This is a genomic window from Tolypothrix sp. VBCCA 56010, assembly GCF_050875635.1.
In the GTDB taxonomy this organism is placed as follows: domain Bacteria; phylum Cyanobacteriota; class Cyanobacteriia; order Cyanobacteriales; family Nostocaceae; genus Hassallia.
In genome coordinates this window covers 66,004-84,176 of sequence record NZ_JBPAOH010000016.1, presented here as the reverse complement: position 1 = coordinate 84,176, position 18,173 = coordinate 66,004, and the positions used below count along the sequence as shown (strand labels likewise).

The 18,173-nt window shown below is 43.6% G+C and carries 13 protein-coding genes and 1 pseudogene; 10 read left to right on the top strand and 4 right to left on the bottom strand.

What is annotated here, in order from left to right:
* Positions 1-246 precede the first annotated feature (246 nt).
* From pstC to pstB, 4 genes are all read left to right on the top strand, one after another.
* Entirely contained in the window at positions 247-1,224 is a 978-nt protein-coding gene (pstC, locus tag AABK37_RS08195; protein ID WP_432551090.1) for a phosphate ABC transporter permease subunit PstC, read from the top strand.
* Positions 1,225-1,234: 10 nt separating this feature from the next.
* Positions 1,235-1,375: a hypothetical protein gene (locus AABK37_RS08190; RefSeq protein WP_432551089.1), complete on the top strand. Its 141-nt coding sequence runs from the start codon at positions 1,235-1,237 to the stop codon at positions 1,373-1,375.
* The gene (pstA, locus tag AABK37_RS08185) at positions 1,368-2,243 is read left to right on the top strand and encodes a phosphate ABC transporter permease PstA (RefSeq protein WP_432551095.1); all 876 of its coding nucleotides are present in this window, start codon (positions 1,368-1,370) and stop codon (positions 2,241-2,243) included. Before AABK37_RS08190 ends, pstA begins: the two co-directional genes overlap by 8 nt.
* A gap of 63 nt (positions 2,244-2,306) precedes the next feature.
* Positions 2,307-3,086: a phosphate ABC transporter ATP-binding protein PstB gene (gene pstB, locus AABK37_RS08180; protein WP_432551088.1), complete on the top strand. Its 780-nt coding sequence runs from the start codon at positions 2,307-2,309 to the stop codon at positions 3,084-3,086.
* A gap of 129 nt (positions 3,087-3,215) precedes the next feature.
* Here the strand turns inward: pstB and AABK37_RS08175 are convergent, their stop codons facing one another.
* The gene (locus tag AABK37_RS08175) at positions 3,216-4,166 is read right to left on the bottom strand and encodes an SMP-30/gluconolactonase/LRE family protein (RefSeq protein ID WP_432551087.1); all 951 of its coding nucleotides are present in this window, start codon (positions 4,164-4,166) and stop codon (positions 3,216-3,218) included.
* 639 nt (positions 4,167-4,805) lie between these two features.
* Here AABK37_RS08175 and AABK37_RS08170 point away from each other — a divergent pair.
* The gene (locus AABK37_RS08170) at positions 4,806-7,661 is read left to right on the top strand and encodes an esterase-like activity of phytase family protein (protein ID WP_432551086.1); all 2,856 of its coding nucleotides are present in this window, start codon (positions 4,806-4,808) and stop codon (positions 7,659-7,661) included.
* 141 nt (positions 7,662-7,802) lie between these two features.
* Positions 7,803-11,747 (top strand): phytase, encoded by a 3,945-nt coding sequence (locus AABK37_RS08165; RefSeq protein ID WP_432551085.1) that lies wholly within the window; start codon positions 7,803-7,805, stop codon positions 11,745-11,747.
* Between the two features lie 30 nt (positions 11,748-11,777).
* Here the strand turns inward: AABK37_RS08165 and AABK37_RS08160 are convergent.
* Together AABK37_RS08160 and AABK37_RS08155 are read right to left on the bottom strand one after the other, a co-directional pair.
* Positions 11,778-12,959 (bottom strand): annotated as a pseudogene (locus AABK37_RS08160) (PepSY-associated TM helix domain-containing protein).
* 23 nt (positions 12,960-12,982) lie between these two features.
* Positions 12,983-13,834 carry an IS110 family transposase gene (locus AABK37_RS08155; protein WP_432551084.1) on the bottom strand — a complete coding sequence of 284 codons (852 nt, stop codon included), beginning with the start codon at positions 13,832-13,834 and terminating at the stop codon, positions 12,983-12,985.
* Between the two features lie 168 nt (positions 13,835-14,002).
* Between AABK37_RS08155 and AABK37_RS08150 the strand changes: the two genes are divergently transcribed.
* From AABK37_RS08150 to AABK37_RS08135, 4 genes are all read left to right on the top strand, one after another.
* Positions 14,003-14,206 (top strand): CopG family transcriptional regulator, encoded by a 204-nt coding sequence (locus AABK37_RS08150; protein WP_432551094.1) that lies wholly within the window; start codon positions 14,003-14,005, stop codon positions 14,204-14,206.
* Positions 14,207-14,652: 446 nt separating this feature from the next.
* A complete protein-coding gene (locus tag AABK37_RS08145; RefSeq protein WP_432551083.1) occupies positions 14,653-14,835 on the top strand; it encodes a hypothetical protein in 183 nt (60 codons plus the stop codon).
* A 39-nt stretch (positions 14,836-14,874) separates the two neighbouring features.
* The gene (locus AABK37_RS08140; RefSeq protein WP_432551082.1) at positions 14,875-15,144 is read left to right on the top strand and encodes a hypothetical protein; all 270 of its coding nucleotides are present in this window, start codon (positions 14,875-14,877) and stop codon (positions 15,142-15,144) included.
* Between the two features lies 1 nt (position 15,145).
* Positions 15,146-15,331: a hypothetical protein gene (locus AABK37_RS08135; RefSeq protein WP_432551081.1), complete on the top strand. Its 186-nt coding sequence runs from the start codon at positions 15,146-15,148 to the stop codon at positions 15,329-15,331.
* Positions 15,332-15,366: 35 nt separating this feature from the next.
* Here the strand turns inward: AABK37_RS08135 and AABK37_RS08130 are convergent, their stop codons facing one another.
* The gene (locus AABK37_RS08130; protein ID WP_432551080.1) at positions 15,367-18,108 is read right to left on the bottom strand and encodes an NHLP bacteriocin export ABC transporter permease/ATPase subunit; all 2,742 of its coding nucleotides are present in this window, start codon (positions 18,106-18,108) and stop codon (positions 15,367-15,369) included.
* Positions 18,109-18,173 lie beyond the last annotated feature (65 nt).

The window sequence follows — 18,173 nt, the reverse complement described above, 5'->3', positions numbered from 1 at the left end:
TTGATTACTTCAATCGAACGATGGCTAAACCTTTCAAATGGACTTATAAGGGTAAGGTGCTGGCTATTTAATGGTCGGTCTATTTCCGCCACCCTGTACTAGTGGTGTCGCAAATCAAGTGATTAATACTGTCAACAGCAATGTTAAATAGTTTGTAGTTTGCAGATATATCCTCGGTAGAGAATAAACCCTCTACCGAAAAAGTCAAAAAATAACATTTATGTCGTAAAGCTAGATTAATTATCTATGGCAAATGTATCTGAAGAAGTTCCTAATCCAGTAAATATTGACCTTGATATTACAAATAAAAAAGGGGAAAATTTATCTATAGATGATGGGTTTATATGGCTAGTTCGTAGCTTTGCTTTTTTGACAGTTGCCCTGCTGTTTTGGATAAGTTGGGTAATTTTTGACAAAGCTCGCCCAGCGATCGCCAAATTTGGATTAGGATTTTTCTGGGGCAAAGATTGGGATGTACCCAACGAAATTTATGGTGCTTTGCCTTATATTTATGGGACAATAATCAGTAGCGCCCTTTCTTTGCTTCTCGCCGTACCGATAGGATTGGCAGTAGCTTTAGTTACAAGTGAAGATTTTCTGCCAGATTGGGTGCGATCGCCTATAGCATTTGTTGTTGAACTCATCGCTGCCATTCCCAGCGTCATCATTGGATTGTGGGGAATTTATGTTTTAATTCCGTTCCTCACACCCTTGCAAGACTGGTTATACGAGAAATTTCAAGTCATACCCCTATTTAATACCCAAGCCTCAGGTCCGAGCATGTTGATAGCAGGTATCATCTTGGCTATCATGATTTTGCCCACGATGGCGGCAATTAGTCGAGATGTCTTGTTAGTAGTTCCCCGTGAATTGCGAACCGGGTCTATGGCTTTGGGTTCCACACGCTGGGAAACAATTTTTAGAGTATTGCTACCCTCAGGTGCTTCCGGAATCGTCGGTGCAGCGATGTTGGCTTTAGGGCGAGCTTTGGGTGAGACAATGGCTGTAACTATGGTAATCGGTAACTCTTCAGTTATCAGTTCTTCCTTACTCGACCCTGGTTACTCAATTCCTGCCGTATTAGCAAATGAATTCCCAGAAGCTGCAAGCGCATTGCACATTGGCTCTTTAACTTATTTAGCTTTGATTTTATTCGCTTTAACTTTAGCCGTGAATATTGGTGCTGTTATGTTAGTGCAGTTGCTTGGTGTAAAGAAAAAATAAAAATTGGGGCATGGGGCAATGGGCATGGGGCATAGAAAGAATCGTATTAGAACACGCATTACTTTCAAAGAACTTGTTTAATTCCCATTGCCCAATGCCCATTGCCCATTGCCCAATGCCCAATGCCCAATGCCCAAAATCTTATGACTAACTATCAAGAATCGGAAATTAATGAATCATTAGCAAAAGAATTATATAGTCCTTTACAAGGTAAACGGCTATTCTTTGACTATGGAATGACAGTTATTGCATTCGCTTTGGCAATTTTGGCGTTGATTCCTTTGCTGTCAGTTGTCTGGGAAATTCTTACAAGAGGACTTTCTGGATTGAAAGCGGAAATGTTCTTTAAAGAAGTGATTGAGAATGGCTTTGCTAATGCGATTGTCGGAACTTTGGTAATGGTGGCGATCGCTTCTTTAATTAGTATTCCCTGCGGAGTGATGACTGGTATATTTTTATCAGAGTTTGGTCAAGGTTCTCAAGTTGCTAGTGGTGTTCGTTTTATCACTACTATTTTGACTGGCGTGCCTTCGATTGTTGTGGGAGTATTTGCTTATGGTGTCATAGTTTTGGTACAGAAACAATTTAGTGCGATCGCTGGTGGTTTTGCTTTAGCTGTTATTATGCTGCCGATTGTCGTACTCACCACCGAAGAAGCCTTAAAACTGATTCCCGTTCCCCAACGTCTCGCTTCTGCTGCCTTGGGAGGTAATCGTCTGCAAACTACTTTTCGTGTCGTCGTTGCTGCTGCACTACCAGGTATTACCACTGGTGTTTTATTAGGTGTATCTCGCGCTGCTGGTGAAACAGCACCGTTAATTTTTACTGCTTTATTTAGTCAATATTGGTCAGAAAGTTTATCTAGTCCGACAGCTTCTTTATCGGTATTAATTTTTAACTTATACAACGACCCCTCACCAGAAAAAACAGCATTAGTTTGGACTGCTTCTATCATTTTACTTGGTATTGTATTGTTTATCAGTCTTTTATCTCGCATATTTATTCGTCGGAAAAAGTAGAGACGTTCCATTGGAACGTCTGTACGAGAATTATTTACGTTTTGTTTCACATATTTGCCAAAAATGAGTAAATTAATCCCAGCCATTAGAATCAAAAATCTTAGCTTTTTCTACGGCACGACAAAAGCCTTGGAACAAGTGACAATGGATATTCACCAAAATAAAGTAACTGCAATTATTGGTCCTAGTGGTTGTGGTAAATCGACTTTTATTAAATCCCTCAACCGTATTAGTGAATTAGAAGGTCAAGTGCGGGTAGAAGGTCAAGTAGAATTTTACGGTCAGAATATTTATGAGCGTCGCGTTAATTTAAATAAATTACGCCGACAAATTGGAATGGTGTTTCAAAAGCCGAATCTTTTTCCGATGAGTATTTACGATAATGTTGCATATGGATTGAGAATAGCTGGATTGAATTCCAAAGCTCAGTTAGATGAAATTGTCGAAAATGCGATCAAAAATGCTGCTTTGTGGGATGAAGTGAAAAATAAGCTGCATAAATCAGCTTTGGGACTTTCGGGAGGACAACAACAGCGACTTTGCATCGCTCGTGCTTTAGCTGTCAAGCCAAAAGTTCTTTTGATGGATGAACCTTGTTCGGCTTTAGATCCAATCGCTACTATGAAAATTGAAGAACTCATCGATAGTTTGAAGGGTGAGTTGACAATTGCAATTGTCACTCACAACATGCAGCAAGCTGCTCGTGTTTCTGATTTTACAGCTTTCTTCAACACCGATGAAAGTCGCATCGGTCAAATGGTAGAATTTGGAGTCACCAGTCAAATCTTTGGTAGCGCTCTTGATGAGCGTACCCGCGATTACGTTTCTGGACGTTTCGGTTAGCTTGTAGTCAGGAAGGAGTGTGTGCTTAATTAAACGTGAGTTTGACGGAACTAAAAAACAGTTGAATCTGACCTAAGAGCAGGTTGACCGATGATTTTTGTCTAGCCTTCCCATTTTTTAATGTTTGTGTTATGTAGAAGTAGTACCTTGACTTCTGGGGCGAATGTCTAACCCACGCACGCCCAAGTCTAAGCGGAAGATTGCTCCCTCACCATCTTCCATTTGCAAGGCACCAGTAACGAACAGCTGCTTCAGACCTGGACCGCCAAAGGCACAGTTGCTGGAAGTGAGGTTGCCGCTGGAATATCGACGGATCAGTTGCCCCTTAGGATTGAGGACTTGCACTTGACCCATGCCAAAGTGAGCCACGTAAAGATTTCCCTGTGCGTCTAGGCACATCCCATCAGGCTGATTGTCGATTTGTTCTCCCTGTTTGACAGGCAGTTCAGCAAACACTTTCTGAAATTCTACCTTTTCTGGTGACAGCACCTTGTACTCTAAAATTCGATTTTTATAGCTCTCGGCAACAAAGAGGCGCTTGCCATCTGGGGTAAGGACAATCCCATTGGCAAAGGCTAACCCGTTAGCAACCTGGCTGATTTTCTCTGTTGGAGACACGTAGTAAACCGCGCCAGTCGGGGTCTGTCTGCTACCGGAGTCAGTAAAGTAAAATCCTCCTTGCTTATCAAGGGTGATGTCGTTGGCATACTCTAGAGGCTTGCCGTTAAATTCGCTTGCAACCACTTTTAGAATCTGACCATTGGCATCTAGTTTCACAACCGAGTTTGTGGCTGCGACAATATGAATATCTCCAGACATAATCTTGTGTCCGTTAGCGCCTTCAAGTTCAGCCCAAAGTCGAGGAGTGCCATTAGGAGGTAAAACGGTAATGGTTCCGGCTCTGGTTTGAGAGAAGTAGAGGTTGCCTTCACGGTCAAAGACAACTCCTTCAGAGTAATTTTGGCTTCTCAAAACCTCTATTGGCTTAATAACATCTGCTGGTGGCAGTGTTCTATTAGACTTAGCTGCACCAGATGCATCTGCGGTCACGCTTGCTGCATGAGCTAGGTTCGATGACACATTTAACTTAGTAGAACTACAAGAGGTCAGTAGCAGTAGCTTTGCACAGATGAATATGAACGAAGTGATTTTTCCCATAGTAGGAAAGTCTCTATGTGTGCTGGTCTGTACCATAATTCAGGGTGTGGGGGAGCCACTGCGGTGGACGGGTTTCCCGGCATAAAGCAAGTGGCGTTGTGGGGTGTAGGGTGTGGGGAACAAGAGGGGGTAGGGTGTGGGTGTGGGGTGTGGGGTGTGGGGTGTGGGGAACAAGAAAGCCCCCTACACCCCTTTCATCCCGAATCAAACAAATTGTATATCCTTGAGGGGGCGACAAAACAGCTAAACCGTTCGACAGCTAATACATTTCTTCAGAAAAAAATCTCAGTATTTAAACAGAAGCGATCGCCCTAGTTACGTACATCCCTATTTAGAAAAAATACTGCTTTTAATCAAAACATTTCTTTCTCTTAACCTACGTGTGAGAACTTTGAAACAAGCGTAATGAAAGCTTATTTCAAAGTTCCACGCTTTGAGTAAGGGTGTATTTTATCACTTTATAGGTTCAAAAAAGCTAGTTCGAGCTTAATTTTTTACAGCTATTTTTAACTTAGATGAACCACATCGCAGAGAAGAATGCAAGAGTAAGAATTCATATTTTTGGCAAATATTATTACCACAAAACCAGGCAAAAAACATATGTCAAACGTAACACTTAAAGGCTTTGCTACGTTACCAGCCGATACATTTGCTGATAATCTCCCATCGGGTAGTACTATTACAGGTGATACCAACGGACGCACCATTCCCTTTCGCGGACAACCGATTCAAGGCTTTAGCGCAGTTCAGTTTGCTGACAAAAATACCTTCTGGTTTATGCCTGATAATGGGTATGGTGCTAAAACAAACAGTTCTGATTTCCTTTTAAGAATCTATCGCGTTGACCCGAACTTTCGAGGTATAGAAGCAGGTGACGGTAGCGTTAATGTTTTGAACTTCATTCAGTTAGCTGACCCGGATAAGAAAGCTGATTTTAAGATTGTTAACGAAAATACGACAGAACGCTTACTTACTGGTGCAGATTTTGATATTGAATCTTTTGATTTGGCGAAAGATGGTACAATCTGGATTGGAGATGAGTTTGGACCTTATCTGTTGCACTTTGATGCTACAGGTAAATTGTTAGATGCGCCTATTTCTACGCCTAACTTTGCTCAACTCAACACTTTGAACGGAAAAGCACCAATTGTCATCGGTCATCGCGGTGCAAGTGGCGATCGCCCAGAACATACTCTCGCTTCCTACAAATTAGCGATCGAGCGAGGGGCTGATTTTATTGAACCAGATTTGGTATCAACTAAAGACGGCGTATTAATTGCTCGTCATGAAGTCAATATTAAAGATACCACCGATGTGGCAACTCGCTCAGAATTTAGCGATCGCTTCACAACTAAAATTATCGATGGTGTTGCCGAAACTGGTTGGTTTGCTGACGACTTCACTTTAGCAGAAATTAAAACTCTACGAGCAAAAGAGCGTCTTGACTTTCGCGATCAATCTTACAACGGGCAATTTGAAGTTCCCACTCTTCAGGAAATCATCGATTTTGTTAAGCAAGTTGAAACAGACACAGGTAAGAAAATCGGTATCTATCCAGAAACCAAACATCCGACTTATCATGATTCTGTCGGACTTTCTTTGGAAGAACCATTAGTTGATATCCTGAATAAAAATGACTTCACCGATCCAAGTCGAGTTTTCATTCAATCGTTTGAAGTTGGAAATCTCAAAGAACTTAACCAACTCATTGATGTACCCCTGGTACAATTATTAGATGCAACCGATGTTGCTTTAGATGGTACACTAATTGAGAAGCAGCCTTATGATTTTGTCGTGAATGGCGATTCTCGCACCTATGGCGATTTGCGGACTCCCGAAGGTTTGCAGGAAGTTGCAACTTATGCTGATGGTATTGGTCCCTGGAAGCGGATGATTGTTTCGGTGAAGGGAACTGATGCTGATGGTGATGGTTTAGCGGATGATATTAATGGTGATGGTGCAGTTAACGATGCCGATAAAACGACTTTACCACCAACATCTTTAATTACAGATGCTCATAACGCAGGTTTATTAGTACATCCGTACACCTTCCGTAACGAAAATGTCTTCTTAGCAGCAGATTATCAAGGCAATCCGGAACTGGAGTTTCAGCAGTTTATTAAGTTAGGTGTCGATGGCTATTTTACCGACTTCCCCGGAACCGGAGATAAAGTTAGAGATCAAATTGCTGGGGATTTTGTGCGATCGCCTAACAATCCTGATGTGCTTGCTGGTAATGCTGTCTCTAACCTAGCTGCTTCCAGAGGTTTTGAGGGTATGGCAATTAATCCCGACAAAACCAAATTATATCCTTTATTAGAGGGTTCTGTTGTCGGCGATCCGGCAAATGCGCTGCGAATTCATGAATTTGATATCGCAAGTCAACAATTTCAAGGTTTGGTTGGATATTATAAACTGGAAGATACCGCCAATGCGATCGGCGACATGACCGTTATCAACGATAATGAGTATTTGGTGATTGAGCGTGATAACGGACAAGGTAACACCGCTAAATTCAAGAAAATCTTTAAAGTTGACTTCTCCCAGAAAGATGCAAATGGGTTTGTAGCAAAAGAAGAAGTTGCTGACTTGTTGAACATTCAAGATCCGAATGACTTGAATCAAGATGGTAGCACCAGCTTTAAATTTCCCTTCCAAACCATCGAAAATGTCTTGGTACTCGATGAAAATACCATCTTAGTTGCGAATGATAATAATTATCCCTTCTCTGTCGGAAGACCACCAGCAATTGATAACAACGAAATCATTCAACTACAGCTAGACAAACCACTTAATTTAGATCCGCGTGTCGGTCTTGCTGGACTGAGCTTACCAACATCGCGTCTTAATGGTGGTAATGAAGATGATACCATTAACGGTACTTCATCTGACGATTTCTTAGATGGTGGTGAGGGTAACAATATTCTTTACGGTAGCGAAGGTAATAATGTCTTTCTGGCTAAAGCTGGAAATGATGTTGCTTACGGTGGTGCAGGGAATGGTATCTTCTTTTTGGGTAATGGTAATAACTCTGTTTACGCTGGTGAAGGGAAAAACCGGGTTGTTACAAAAACTGGTAATGACATTATATATGCAGGTGCGGGTGATGACACTATATCTACAGGTGCAGGTGATGATTTGATTTATGGTGGTGAAGGTAATAACATTATATCTGCGGGAACGGGTAATGATATAGCTTATGTGGGTAGTGGAATGAACCGCTTTATCCTCGATGCAGGTGTCGGTGCAGTTACCATTTTCGGTTTCTCCTCCAATGACCAGATTACTCGCGGTAGCGGTTTGTCAAACAGTAATTTTACGGTTAGTGTTAGTGGTAATGATACTTTGATTAGCGCGGGTAGTGATTTGCTTGCGACATTGAAGTATGTGCAATTGAATACTGTCAGTATTGTTTAGATATTGGAGAAACGAACCGCAAAGACGCGAAGGACACGAAGTAAAGAGGGTTTGGGAGAGTTTTGGCGTAAGTTATTCTCTGTGTTCTCTGCGTATTCTGCGGTTCGATGAAAAAATCCTCTCTTACCCCAGAATAAATATATGGTAACTACGAATACAATCCGTTTTTCCCAGTTTAATGCATCCTTGAACCGCAATGCTGAAGGTGAGTTAATCGCTGATTTATCTACTCTAAATAACGCACAAGCGAAATCGGTTGCGGAAATTATTCAGCGCACTAATGCAGATGTACAGTTAATTAACGAGTTTGATTACTTTGCAGAAGATCCGCTGAAAGCTGTCGAATTATTTCAGCAAAATTACCTTGCAAAAAGTCAAAATGGCGCAACTCCGGTAGAATATCCTTATGTCTACATTGCTCCGTCGAATACGGGTATCGCTTCCGGATTTGATTTAGATAATGATGGGAAAGTGGTTACGAATCCGGCAGAAGTGGGATACGGTAATGATGCTTTCGGATTTGGCAATTTCCCCGGTCAGTATGGGATGTTGTTACTGTCGAAGTATCCTATCGATACTGCGAATGTGCGAACTTTCCAGAATTTTTTGTGGAAAGATATGCCGGATTCGTTATTATCGACAATTAGCACTCCTGGTTCGGGAATTCCTTGGTACTCGTCAGAAGAACAAGCTGTTTTACGACTTTCTTCTAAAAGCCATTGGGATGTTCCCATCATACTGAATGGACAGACGATTCACGCTTTAGTTAGTCATCCCACACCCCCGACTTTCGATGGTGCAGAAGACCGTAACGGCAAACGCAATCATGATGAAATCCGCTTTTGGGCAGATTATATCACACCTGGGAAGGGCGATTATATCTATGATGATACCGGAAAAAGAGGCGGTATTAATCAAGGGTCGAGTTTTGTTATTATGGGCGATCAGAATGCAGACCCTGTAGATGGTGACAGCTACGATAATGCGATTCGCCAATTGTTACTAAATCCCAATCTTAATACTAACTTTATTCCTACGAGTGAGGGCGGTTCGCAGCAGGCGATATTGCAAGGTGGTGCAAATCTCACTCAACGCGGAAATCCTGCTTTTGATACGGCAGATTTTGCAGATACTACACCGGGAAATCTGAGAACAGATTATGTTTTACCTTCTACTGATTTGCAAATTGAGAATTCTGGTGTGTTTTGGTCGTTAAATACTGACCCTATGTTTTCTTTGGTGGGCACTTTTGATCCGAAACTTCCTGGTGGTTTTCCCTCTTCTGACCATCGTCAAGTTTGGGTAGATTTGCAACTGGGCGCAACCGAAGCTGGTAAAACTGTTTCTAGTGTAGGATATGAAGGGGAGAAGATTTTCCCTACAGGTTTTATTCCTTCTGGTGTAGCAGGAGAGGTTAATGGTGTGGAAACTCCTGTGGGTGGTTTGTCGGGTGTAACTTACGATGCTGTAAATAAACGCTTTTATGCTATTTCTGATGATAGATCGCAAATTGCACCTGCGCGTTTCTATACTTTTAGCGCTGATTCAACAGAAGTTAATTTTACCAACGTCACTACACTCAAAGACGGAAATAACAAGTTCTTTCTACTCAACAGTTTAGATCCAGAGGGAATTGCTTTAACTAAGAATAATACTGTTTTCATCTCGTCTGAAGGTGAGGTGAATCTGAGTGCGGGTAGGGTGACGAATCCGTTTATTAATGAATTCTCGCTTTCCACAGGACAGCAAATTCGTTCTTTACCTATACCGAAAAAATTCCTTCCCGTGGTAAATGACACGAATAATAACGGTGTTGTCGATGCGGGTGATACTCAGGTATCGGGTGTTCGGAATAATTTGGCTTTTGAAAGTCTGACGATCGCACCCAACCAAAAGACATTGTACACTGCTACTGAAAGCGCTTTATTTCAAGATGGTGCGATCGCTTCTTTAACTAACGGTTCGCGATCGCGGATTTTGCAATATAATCTGGTTAGCGGACAACCGGAAAAAGAATATCTATATAATGTAGATGCGATCGCTACAACACCAAATCCAACTACAAGTTCCGCTGATAACGGTTTGGTGGATTTACTCGCAATTGATAATCGAGGTACACTACTCGCTTTAGAACGTTCTTTTTCTGCTGGTGTGGGAAATACGATTAAGATTTATGAAGTTAGTTTGCAAGGTGCAACTGATATCAGCTTCGTTGATTCGCTTAACAGTTTAAGTTCTGAGGAAGTTGCGGCAATCAAACCTGTTGAAAAACGCTTGCTGTTAAATCTTAACTCGTTAAACTTACCCAACGGCACAGATAATATTGAAGGTATCACTTTCGGTCCCGTGTTACCAGATGGACGGCAATCGATTGTCTTGGTGAGTGATAACAACTTCAGTCAAAGTCAATTTACACAGGTTTTAACTTTGGGTGCAGATTTAATTCCCACTGCAACCCCAACGGTAGAAACTCGTCCTGATTTATTCAACGATCCGAATTTACCATTCAGTCAACGTGCTGATGCTGACGATCCAGCTATCTACGTTAATTCGACTGATTCGGAAAAAAGCTTGATACTGACTGCGGTGAAAAATGCCGGTTTGCGAGTTTATGATTTATCAGGCAATTTGGTACAAGAAGTGAATCCTGGGAATATTCGTTATAACAATATCGACTTGCAGTATGGATTTAAGTTGGGTGGAGAGTCGATTGATATTGCCGTCGCAAGCGATCGCAATAACGATAAACTCGCAATTTTCAAAATCAATCCGAATAATCCCGGTGAATATCTAGAAGATATCACCGATAGCAGCATCGGTACTTTATTCCAAGATTTACCGTTTGAACCTCCTTATTCACCATCAACACGTAGCGCTTACGGTTTAGCATTATATCGCAGTCCTGTCACCGATGATTACTATGTCTTCGCCAATCGCCGAGCAACTGGAGATGTAGCGCAGTTCAAACTAATTGACCAAGGCAATGGTAAGATAGGAGCAGAAAGAGTACGCGAATTCACTTTACCTTCACCGACAACTCCCGGACGTTCTCCGCAAACAGAGGGAACAGTCGTAGATCAAGAACTTGGTTTTCTCTACATTGCCCAGGAAGATGTCGGTATTTGGAAGTTTCAAGCTGAACCTAACGGTGGTACAACTGGTACTTTAATCGATCGCGTCCGGTTTGAGGGTGGAACAAATCTCACCGATGACGCAGAAGGACTAACTATATATTACGGCAAAGATGGTACAGGCTACTTATTAGCATCCAGCCAAGGAGACAGCACCTTTGCAGCTTACACCCGTGAAGGTAACAACGATTTCTTGGGTAGATTTGCCGTTGGCAATAACGGGTCAATTGATAGTGTACAACAATCTGATGGTGCAGATGTAATTAACGTGCCGCTGGGTGCTAATTTCCCCTTTGGTTTGTTCGTTACCCAAGATGGTGATAATCTCCCCGCAAAGCTTGTCGATGGCGAAAACGTCAAAACCAACTTTAAACTAGTTCCTTGGGAAAACATTGTTAACGCTTTACCAAATGCGTTGACGATTGACACCACCAGCTACAATCCCCGCAATCCCAGCAATTTAGTTGGTATTCAAGGAAGTGTCGTCAACGATACGCTGTATGGAACTGATAATGATGACACCATTTATGATTTAGGTGGCAATAACACGATTTACGCACGTGAAGGCAACAACACCATCTATGCAGATACTAGCAATAATACTACCTACGCAAGTGCTGTAAATGACATCATCAACGCAGGGAAAGGAAATAACATCATTTATGCGGGAGAAGGTAACAATACAATTACCTCTTCTGGTATTGATACGATTTTCACTCTTAATGGAAGCGTTCCCGCTTCTCCTGTCGGAGACGCTACGCGAACGGGTTGCCGTAGGCATCGCTTTATTTTGGGTGAAGATGCCGGGGAAGCGACGATTATTAAGTTTGATGAAGGCGATCGCATCACTTTAACTGGTGGTTTAACTTTCAACAACTTGAACATCAGCCAAAACGGTAACGACACCTTCATCAGCGCAGGTACAGATTTGCTGGGAATTCTCCTGACTATGTAAAAATTTTTAACAGATAAAATCGGAGCGTTTCTACTTTTGGGCGTTGCCGCTTCTCCTGTCGGAGACGCTGCGCGTAGCTTGCTTCCCCGTAGGGGTACGGGTAACCGTAGGCATCGCCTCTGTAAGTAAATTAGTCGTAGGTCTTTTGCGATATCGCCACATCACAAAGCCAGTAATAAACAAGATTAACGGCGCAAGTCCTACGAACACGTAGAGAATGCGGGTGGGTAAGCCACCAAAAGTGCCGAAGTGTAAAGGTTCAAAGGAGTTGAGGACGCGATCGCCCAACGATTGCTCTAACCCATTATCGACTCGTAACACCTTGCCACTGTACTGATCGAGATAAACCTCGCTTCTGCCGATGTCCCCCGCTTCTTGGGGAAACTTATATCGCATCGATAAGGTATTTTCTGGTTTCTGCGGAAAGTAAATCGTTTGAAGTTCTGCACCTAGTAACGCTGCCTGTGCCGTTTTTAGTTGTTCGGCTAATGGTAGCGGAGATTGACCTGCGATCGGTTTGGAAACTGGGTAAGTTTTTGGGGGACTGAACGTCACTGCACGAATAAAGGATTCACTGAACTCATAAAAATTCCAGCAGAACCCTGTGAAAAACGTCAGCACTAAGAAAGTAGCTACAACCACTCCCACTACTTTGTGAATATCGAAGTTCACGCGCTTGGGATGGGCATTCCACTTGATTGTGAAGCCTGCAATCAGCTTTCTCCATCCAGGTCATAGCACCAATCCCGTGATGCTGAGAATACACATCAGCAAGCCAACAATACCCACAATCTTGAGTCCGATGTCGCCTGCTAACAGAGCGTAGTGCAGTTTATATGCAACTTTGAAAAAACGCTGCCCAGCATTTGGTTTAAGAGTGTTGCTGAGAACCACCCCCGTATAGGGATTCACATAGTTATCGATCCAATCGTTTTCTTTGGTTGCATAAACAACATTCGCTGGCTTTGAGGGTTTTACTGGCAGATAAAGTACCTGGAGCAAGGCATCTGGTTGATTGGTACAAGTAGATTTCACCGTATTGAGGATTGTCTCAATCGGCAAAGGTTCACCTTGAGGAGTAATCGTCCCGATCTGGCGATATAGCTGAACATCACTGATTTCTGTGTGAAAGACCAGCAGGCTCCCGGTGAAACCAACAATAATCGCAATCAGTCCTACACCTAACCCAATGTACCGATGTAAAGCAAACATCAAATTGCGTAGCTTTTTAGAATTCACTCTAGAGCTTTAACTAATTCCCGAAATAGTAACTTTGCAGCCTTGGCGGATATGCGCGATCGCACCAATCGAACCGGGCGCCCCGCTACTTTTTCAGCATCCAACTGAGCGCCCAGCGCTGCACCAATCTCATTATTAAGGCGGCAGCGCTTAACCTCAATACGAGTGAAAACCCATTGCCAGAAGGCGATACGACACAAATCAGAACCACCTTGGATCTTAATTTTACTTTTATCACCGGACGCTTCTAAGGACGGTGCAAGCCCTAGAGATTTCTGGAATCGACGTAGTGACAGGTAGCGTTTAGTTGGCTTTCCAGACTTTCGACCCTTGCGAATCCTGACTTCTGGCTTACCGTCAGCGCCAAAGTAATTCTCAATAGGGTAAATTTGGGAGAGGATAATTGACTCCAATCGCAAACCAAAACCAAAAGTCTTAAAAACCTGGCGGTAAGCGGTAAACTTTGAATCAGTCAAAAGTTGCTGTAATTCCACTTCAATGTTGTATTCCTCTCGCTGCAAGTCACACAACCGTCTGGCGTGGTGGCGAACTGTCGAGGTTATGCCAAGTCCAATAGAGCGATCGCGCAAACCATCATATCGCCTTGAATTACGTTCCCCACACAGCCAGCCCCACAGAAGTGGCGCATCCCCATCAATCGACCGCCGTGATTTTATGTGCGCTACCTCCGGGAACTGCCAAGCTAAATCCTGACGTAAGCGATTGATGATCGGTGACTGCACCCGATTGAGGTGAGCAAGCCTCAGCACCAGTTCCCGAATGCGGGTTGTAGTGAAGTCCCGAATTTGGACAAAACGCCTAGGGGAGTCGCAGTAATCGTACGGCAACGCTTCGCGAACGCATACTCTGCACACACAGAGCGCGATGCCGAGTACGGCAACGCTTCGCGAACGCTCCAAAATTATCCGAAATTCCGCCGCAACTTCTCAAGCACGCTTACGCCTTCGGAGTAGCGTTTCCCAGTGAAGCCCAAAACCTCAGTATGGTTACTCAAAATGCCCAAAGCCAAGCATCTTCAGCGCGGAGAGATCAAGAAAACAGTCAGCCTCAGCCTCAGCGAAACCACTTTACAGAGACTGGACTCTTTAGCGATTGCCCTGGAGGTCAGCCGATCAGAGTTGGTGGAAATGATAGGGAGAGGGGAACTACCTCTAGCCAGTCAAAAAGAGAAACTAGTGGGGGAACTGTTAAGCAGCTGATCAAAGAGACTCGTGAGGAGTTAGAAGAGACGGAAGTCAAACTTGGTAAGCTGCATAAACGTTTGACCAATTTAGAGCAATTATCAGAACAATTAGAGGAAGAAACTAAACAATCTGAATAAAGCCGTCCCCGCCTTTTGCGGTAGGGACGGGCGCAAGGTATCCAGGGGCTAAAGGGAGATACTGGGGCAACCGGAGCGCAAGGTATCCAGGGGCTAAAGGGAGATACTGGGGCAACCGGAGCGCAAGGTATCCAGGGGCTAAAGGGAGACACTGGGGCAACCGGGGCAACCGGGGCAGATGGTGTCTTTTCAGTTGGGGCGTGGCAAAATTTAACCCTAGCTTCTGGATGGTCAACTTATGCGGCTCTTTATGCGACTCCTCAATGCCGTAAGCTTGGCGATTGCCTCATTGAGGTTAAAGGAGCCATAAAAAAATCTACTGCTTTGGTGGCTAACGAGGTAGTTGCTACTTTACCCGCTGGATATCGACCAAATGAAATTATTTGGTTAGCAACTTATGCCAGTGGTGGAACTGCTCGATGGCAAGTAGAACCAAGTGGTGCAATAAAACTTGCAAGTGGCAATAATACCAGCGTTGGTTTGAGCTTTTTGTTTGGACTAAATTAATGAAAAATAATCTCGATATCCTGTTTGGGAATTATAGCTTTGATCTCAATCACTTATAGAGTGTTTCAAGTTGAGAAGGCGATTTATGATGCAATCGATGAGCTAAACAAATCACTCAATAAGCGGATCGCTGAAAACGAATTTAATTTTGGCGTGCATGTAGCTGCTTACTGTGAACGTTTTGAGCGAGTAGATTATTTAATACATGCTAACGAAGAAAAAATCGATCATAAAGCTAACCGACTTTTTGATGAAATCAAAGAACTCAAGTTGCAAATAAAGCACAAAGTAAGGTCAGATGAGGGTTAAGATGCTGTCATGCATTACTGTTAGGTCTGTAGTTGTAATTATTTTGGTAATTGGTGCGCTGGTGCTCGCGATCGCAGACCATAACTTCCGCCCCACCTTTGGAGACTTAGCAAAAGTTGGTGTCGGTGGGTATTTAGGTCAATTGTTGCCTGAGGCGAATAAGCGCTCTGGGGATTCTTTCAAATAATTTAATCTCGTCGCGGGCACGAAGAGTGCCCAATATTACTCGATTTGTCGGGCAACTAGTTGAGCAAATAGCCCTTGAGTGTTAACTAGCTCCGAAAATGTACCCACCTGCACCACGCGACCTGCTTCAATTACGTAAATTCGGTCAGCATTGCGAATTGTGCTGAGACGGTGGGCAATCACTATCCGAGTAGCATTCAATTGATCTAAACTTTCAGTGACGATCGCTTGCGTACGGTTATCCAAAGAACTGGTAGCCTCATCCATCAAGATGATTTTCGGTTGATTGACTAGCGCTCTAGCAATCAACAATCGCTGTCGCTGTCCCCCAGAAAGATTGGTACCACCTTCGCTGATAACTGTGTGCATTCCCATTGGAAAAAGCTCGATATCATCAGCAAAACCCGCCATTCGCGCCGCCTCTTGAGCTTGCTTGTGCGATACATTGGCTCCGGCAGTGATATTCTCAAAAATCGAACCTGTGCCAATGCGACCATTTTGCAACACTACCCCTAACTGCCTTCGCACTGCCTGAAGATCCAGGGAAGCCAAGTCAAAGCGATCGTAGTACACTGTTCCTTTTGGTGGAGTCTCAAACCCCAACAACAACCTGAATATCGTTGACTTCCCACTTCCCGAAGGTCCGACTATCGCGACAAATTCCCCTGGTTCTGCATACAGACTGATATCATTAAGTATCGGTAATCCATCGTCACGGTAGCGAAAGTTAACATGGTCTAAGGCTACACGACCCGTCAAGACGCCTGGGGTTGCTTTGCTTGGATCGTACTCCGGTTGTGCTTGTAAAATTGGCTTTGCCCGTTCCCACAACGGCACGATCGCCAAAATGTCAGTCAAAGTATTACTGAGGTCGCTGACTCCCCCAATAAAAATGCCCAATGCAGCATTAAAAGCCAAAAACTTGCCTACTGTCAACCCTGACCCTTGAGCCATCCCAATAGATTCAGTCGCAAACCAAAACAACAGCGCCGAAGTAACTAGGGACAATACCTCATTAAACACAGAAACATTGTCTCTGATAAGTTGGAAACTAGCCTTGAGCCGTGAACGCTTGCTGTACTGCTCTGCCCAAGCCGCAAACGCCCGTTCTTCTGCCATTGCTACCCGTAGCTTGGCTACGCCGTTAATTAGTTGTACAATTAGCCCGTTAAGGAAGCCATCTAGTTCTTGCTGCTGTCGCAATTTACGTATTACCAGCAAGCTTGCAACAGTGGTGACAATAGTTGTCAAAAGAGCTATACCTACCCCCACTAAAGCTAATTGCCAACTGTAAACAAACATTAACACTGCATTCAGTAAAGCAAACAGTGCGCTCAATAAAGTGCGTTGCGTTGCCCCTGACAGGATCTGACGAATCTGGTTCACAGATAAGGTGCGGTTTACCAAATCACCAGAGGAATAGTCGCGAAAAAATGCCGGACTTAATCTCAGCAGTCTGTCCCAAATTGCAGGCTGCAACGCGCCATTAGCAGCGTTTTCGATTCGCAGTGAAATAATACCAGAGGACATTGCAAACGCTGTCCTTCCCAACAAGAGTGCAAACAATGCCAGCCCTATTTGCCATAATAAGCTGCGATCGCTATCTGGAATTGCATTATCCACCAAAAGCGCTGTTGCTTGCGGCACAACCATCCCCAAAAGGGAGCCAACAATCCCAGCTACCAAAACTAGAATTATGTCTTTTTGATAACCCTTGACGCCAAACTCGAACAACCCAATTACATTGTTGACGACGTTGGGTAAAGGTCGGTAAAACTGGTATGCAACTCTTTCGAGTGTTGCCGCAATTACCTGATCTACAGATGTGCGCGATCGCGTTACTGGATCGAATAAAATATAACGGCTGTTTGCTGGCAACAATGCTACTGGACGCTGTTCTTCAAAAGTGTAAGCTAACAGAGGACCATACTCATGAAGCCACCAGCCATCCTCTAACACTACACGACGGGTGCGAATTTGAGAGGAACGCGCTAGAGCCTCCACTGGATCTTTAGCTTGACTAAGTGAATCTGACTGGGCAGGTGGACTAATATTTATCCCCATTACCTTTGCTACTGCACCTGCTGCCACCAATAAAGGCGTTCCAAGTTGAGAAAATGCAGTTTCTTGCTGCGGTTGCAATACAAAAGCTAACTTTGAGAGTGCAGAATTGACTACTTGACGATTGAGTTGCTCTCGTTGTTGAAATTGGCGAAAGGCAGTAAGAGTTTCCTGCTGTTGGAGCTTGTTTAAATAGTCGAAGAATTCAGAATGTAAATCAGCCAAAATGCTTGGCAGTGAAGCGGCATTTTCTGGTTTTATTAATGATAAATAGTGAGAAAAATTTGCTGAATAGGGTTCCGTCCTGAATATCTCATTTAAGTGGTTTATCCAACCTTCTATTAAAGCGATAGCTTCGGTAAGCTTCGCTAACGCGTGCGTCGCGGTTTGCAGCATCGCTTCCGCTTCACCCGTCGCCACTAGCTTGACTAAATCTGCAATTGATATTTGCCATAATTCTGTTGCTTCGATCGCTACTGCTACTAAACTCAAAGAATCTGAATGATTGGTTGCTGCACCAAACAACGCCTCAAGAGTACCGACACTGAATAAATAACGGCGATGCTCATTTGCAGCTACTTCTGTAAAGTCCTCTGGCATCTCCTTTGAGATTTTTGTGGCAAACACTGATAAGGTGCCAGTTTGCATAACCCATACCTTTTCCGGGTCATCTAGCAGTAGCTGTTCATTTGCTTTCAGGCGATACACAACTTCCATATTTTGATTTTGATACTTCCCGTTAAGACCGCTCGTTTTACACAAATTGGTTGTAGAGACAACGG

Coding starts and splice junctions, on each gene's coding strand:
- pstC (WP_432551090.1), top strand. CDS start 247: ATGGCAAATGTATCTGAAGAAGTTCCTAATCCAGTAAATATTGACCTT.
- AABK37_RS08190 (WP_432551089.1), top strand. CDS start 1,235: ATGGGGCAATGGGCATGGGGCATAGAAAGAATCGTATTAGAACACGCA.
- pstA (WP_432551095.1), top strand. CDS start 1,368: ATGACTAACTATCAAGAATCGGAAATTAATGAATCATTAGCAAAAGAA.
- pstB (WP_432551088.1), top strand. CDS start 2,307: ATGAGTAAATTAATCCCAGCCATTAGAATCAAAAATCTTAGCTTTTTC.
- AABK37_RS08165 (WP_432551085.1), top strand. CDS start 7,803: ATGGTAACTACGAATACAATCCGTTTTTCCCAGTTTAATGCATCCTTG.
- AABK37_RS08150 (WP_432551094.1), top strand. CDS start 14,003: ATGCCCAAAGCCAAGCATCTTCAGCGCGGAGAGATCAAGAAAACAGTC.
- AABK37_RS08135 (WP_432551081.1), top strand. CDS start 15,146: ATGCTGTCATGCATTACTGTTAGGTCTGTAGTTGTAATTATTTTGGTA.
- AABK37_RS08130 (WP_432551080.1), bottom strand. CDS start 18,108: ATGGAAGTTGTGTATCGCCTGAAAGCAAATGAACAGCTACTGCTAGAT.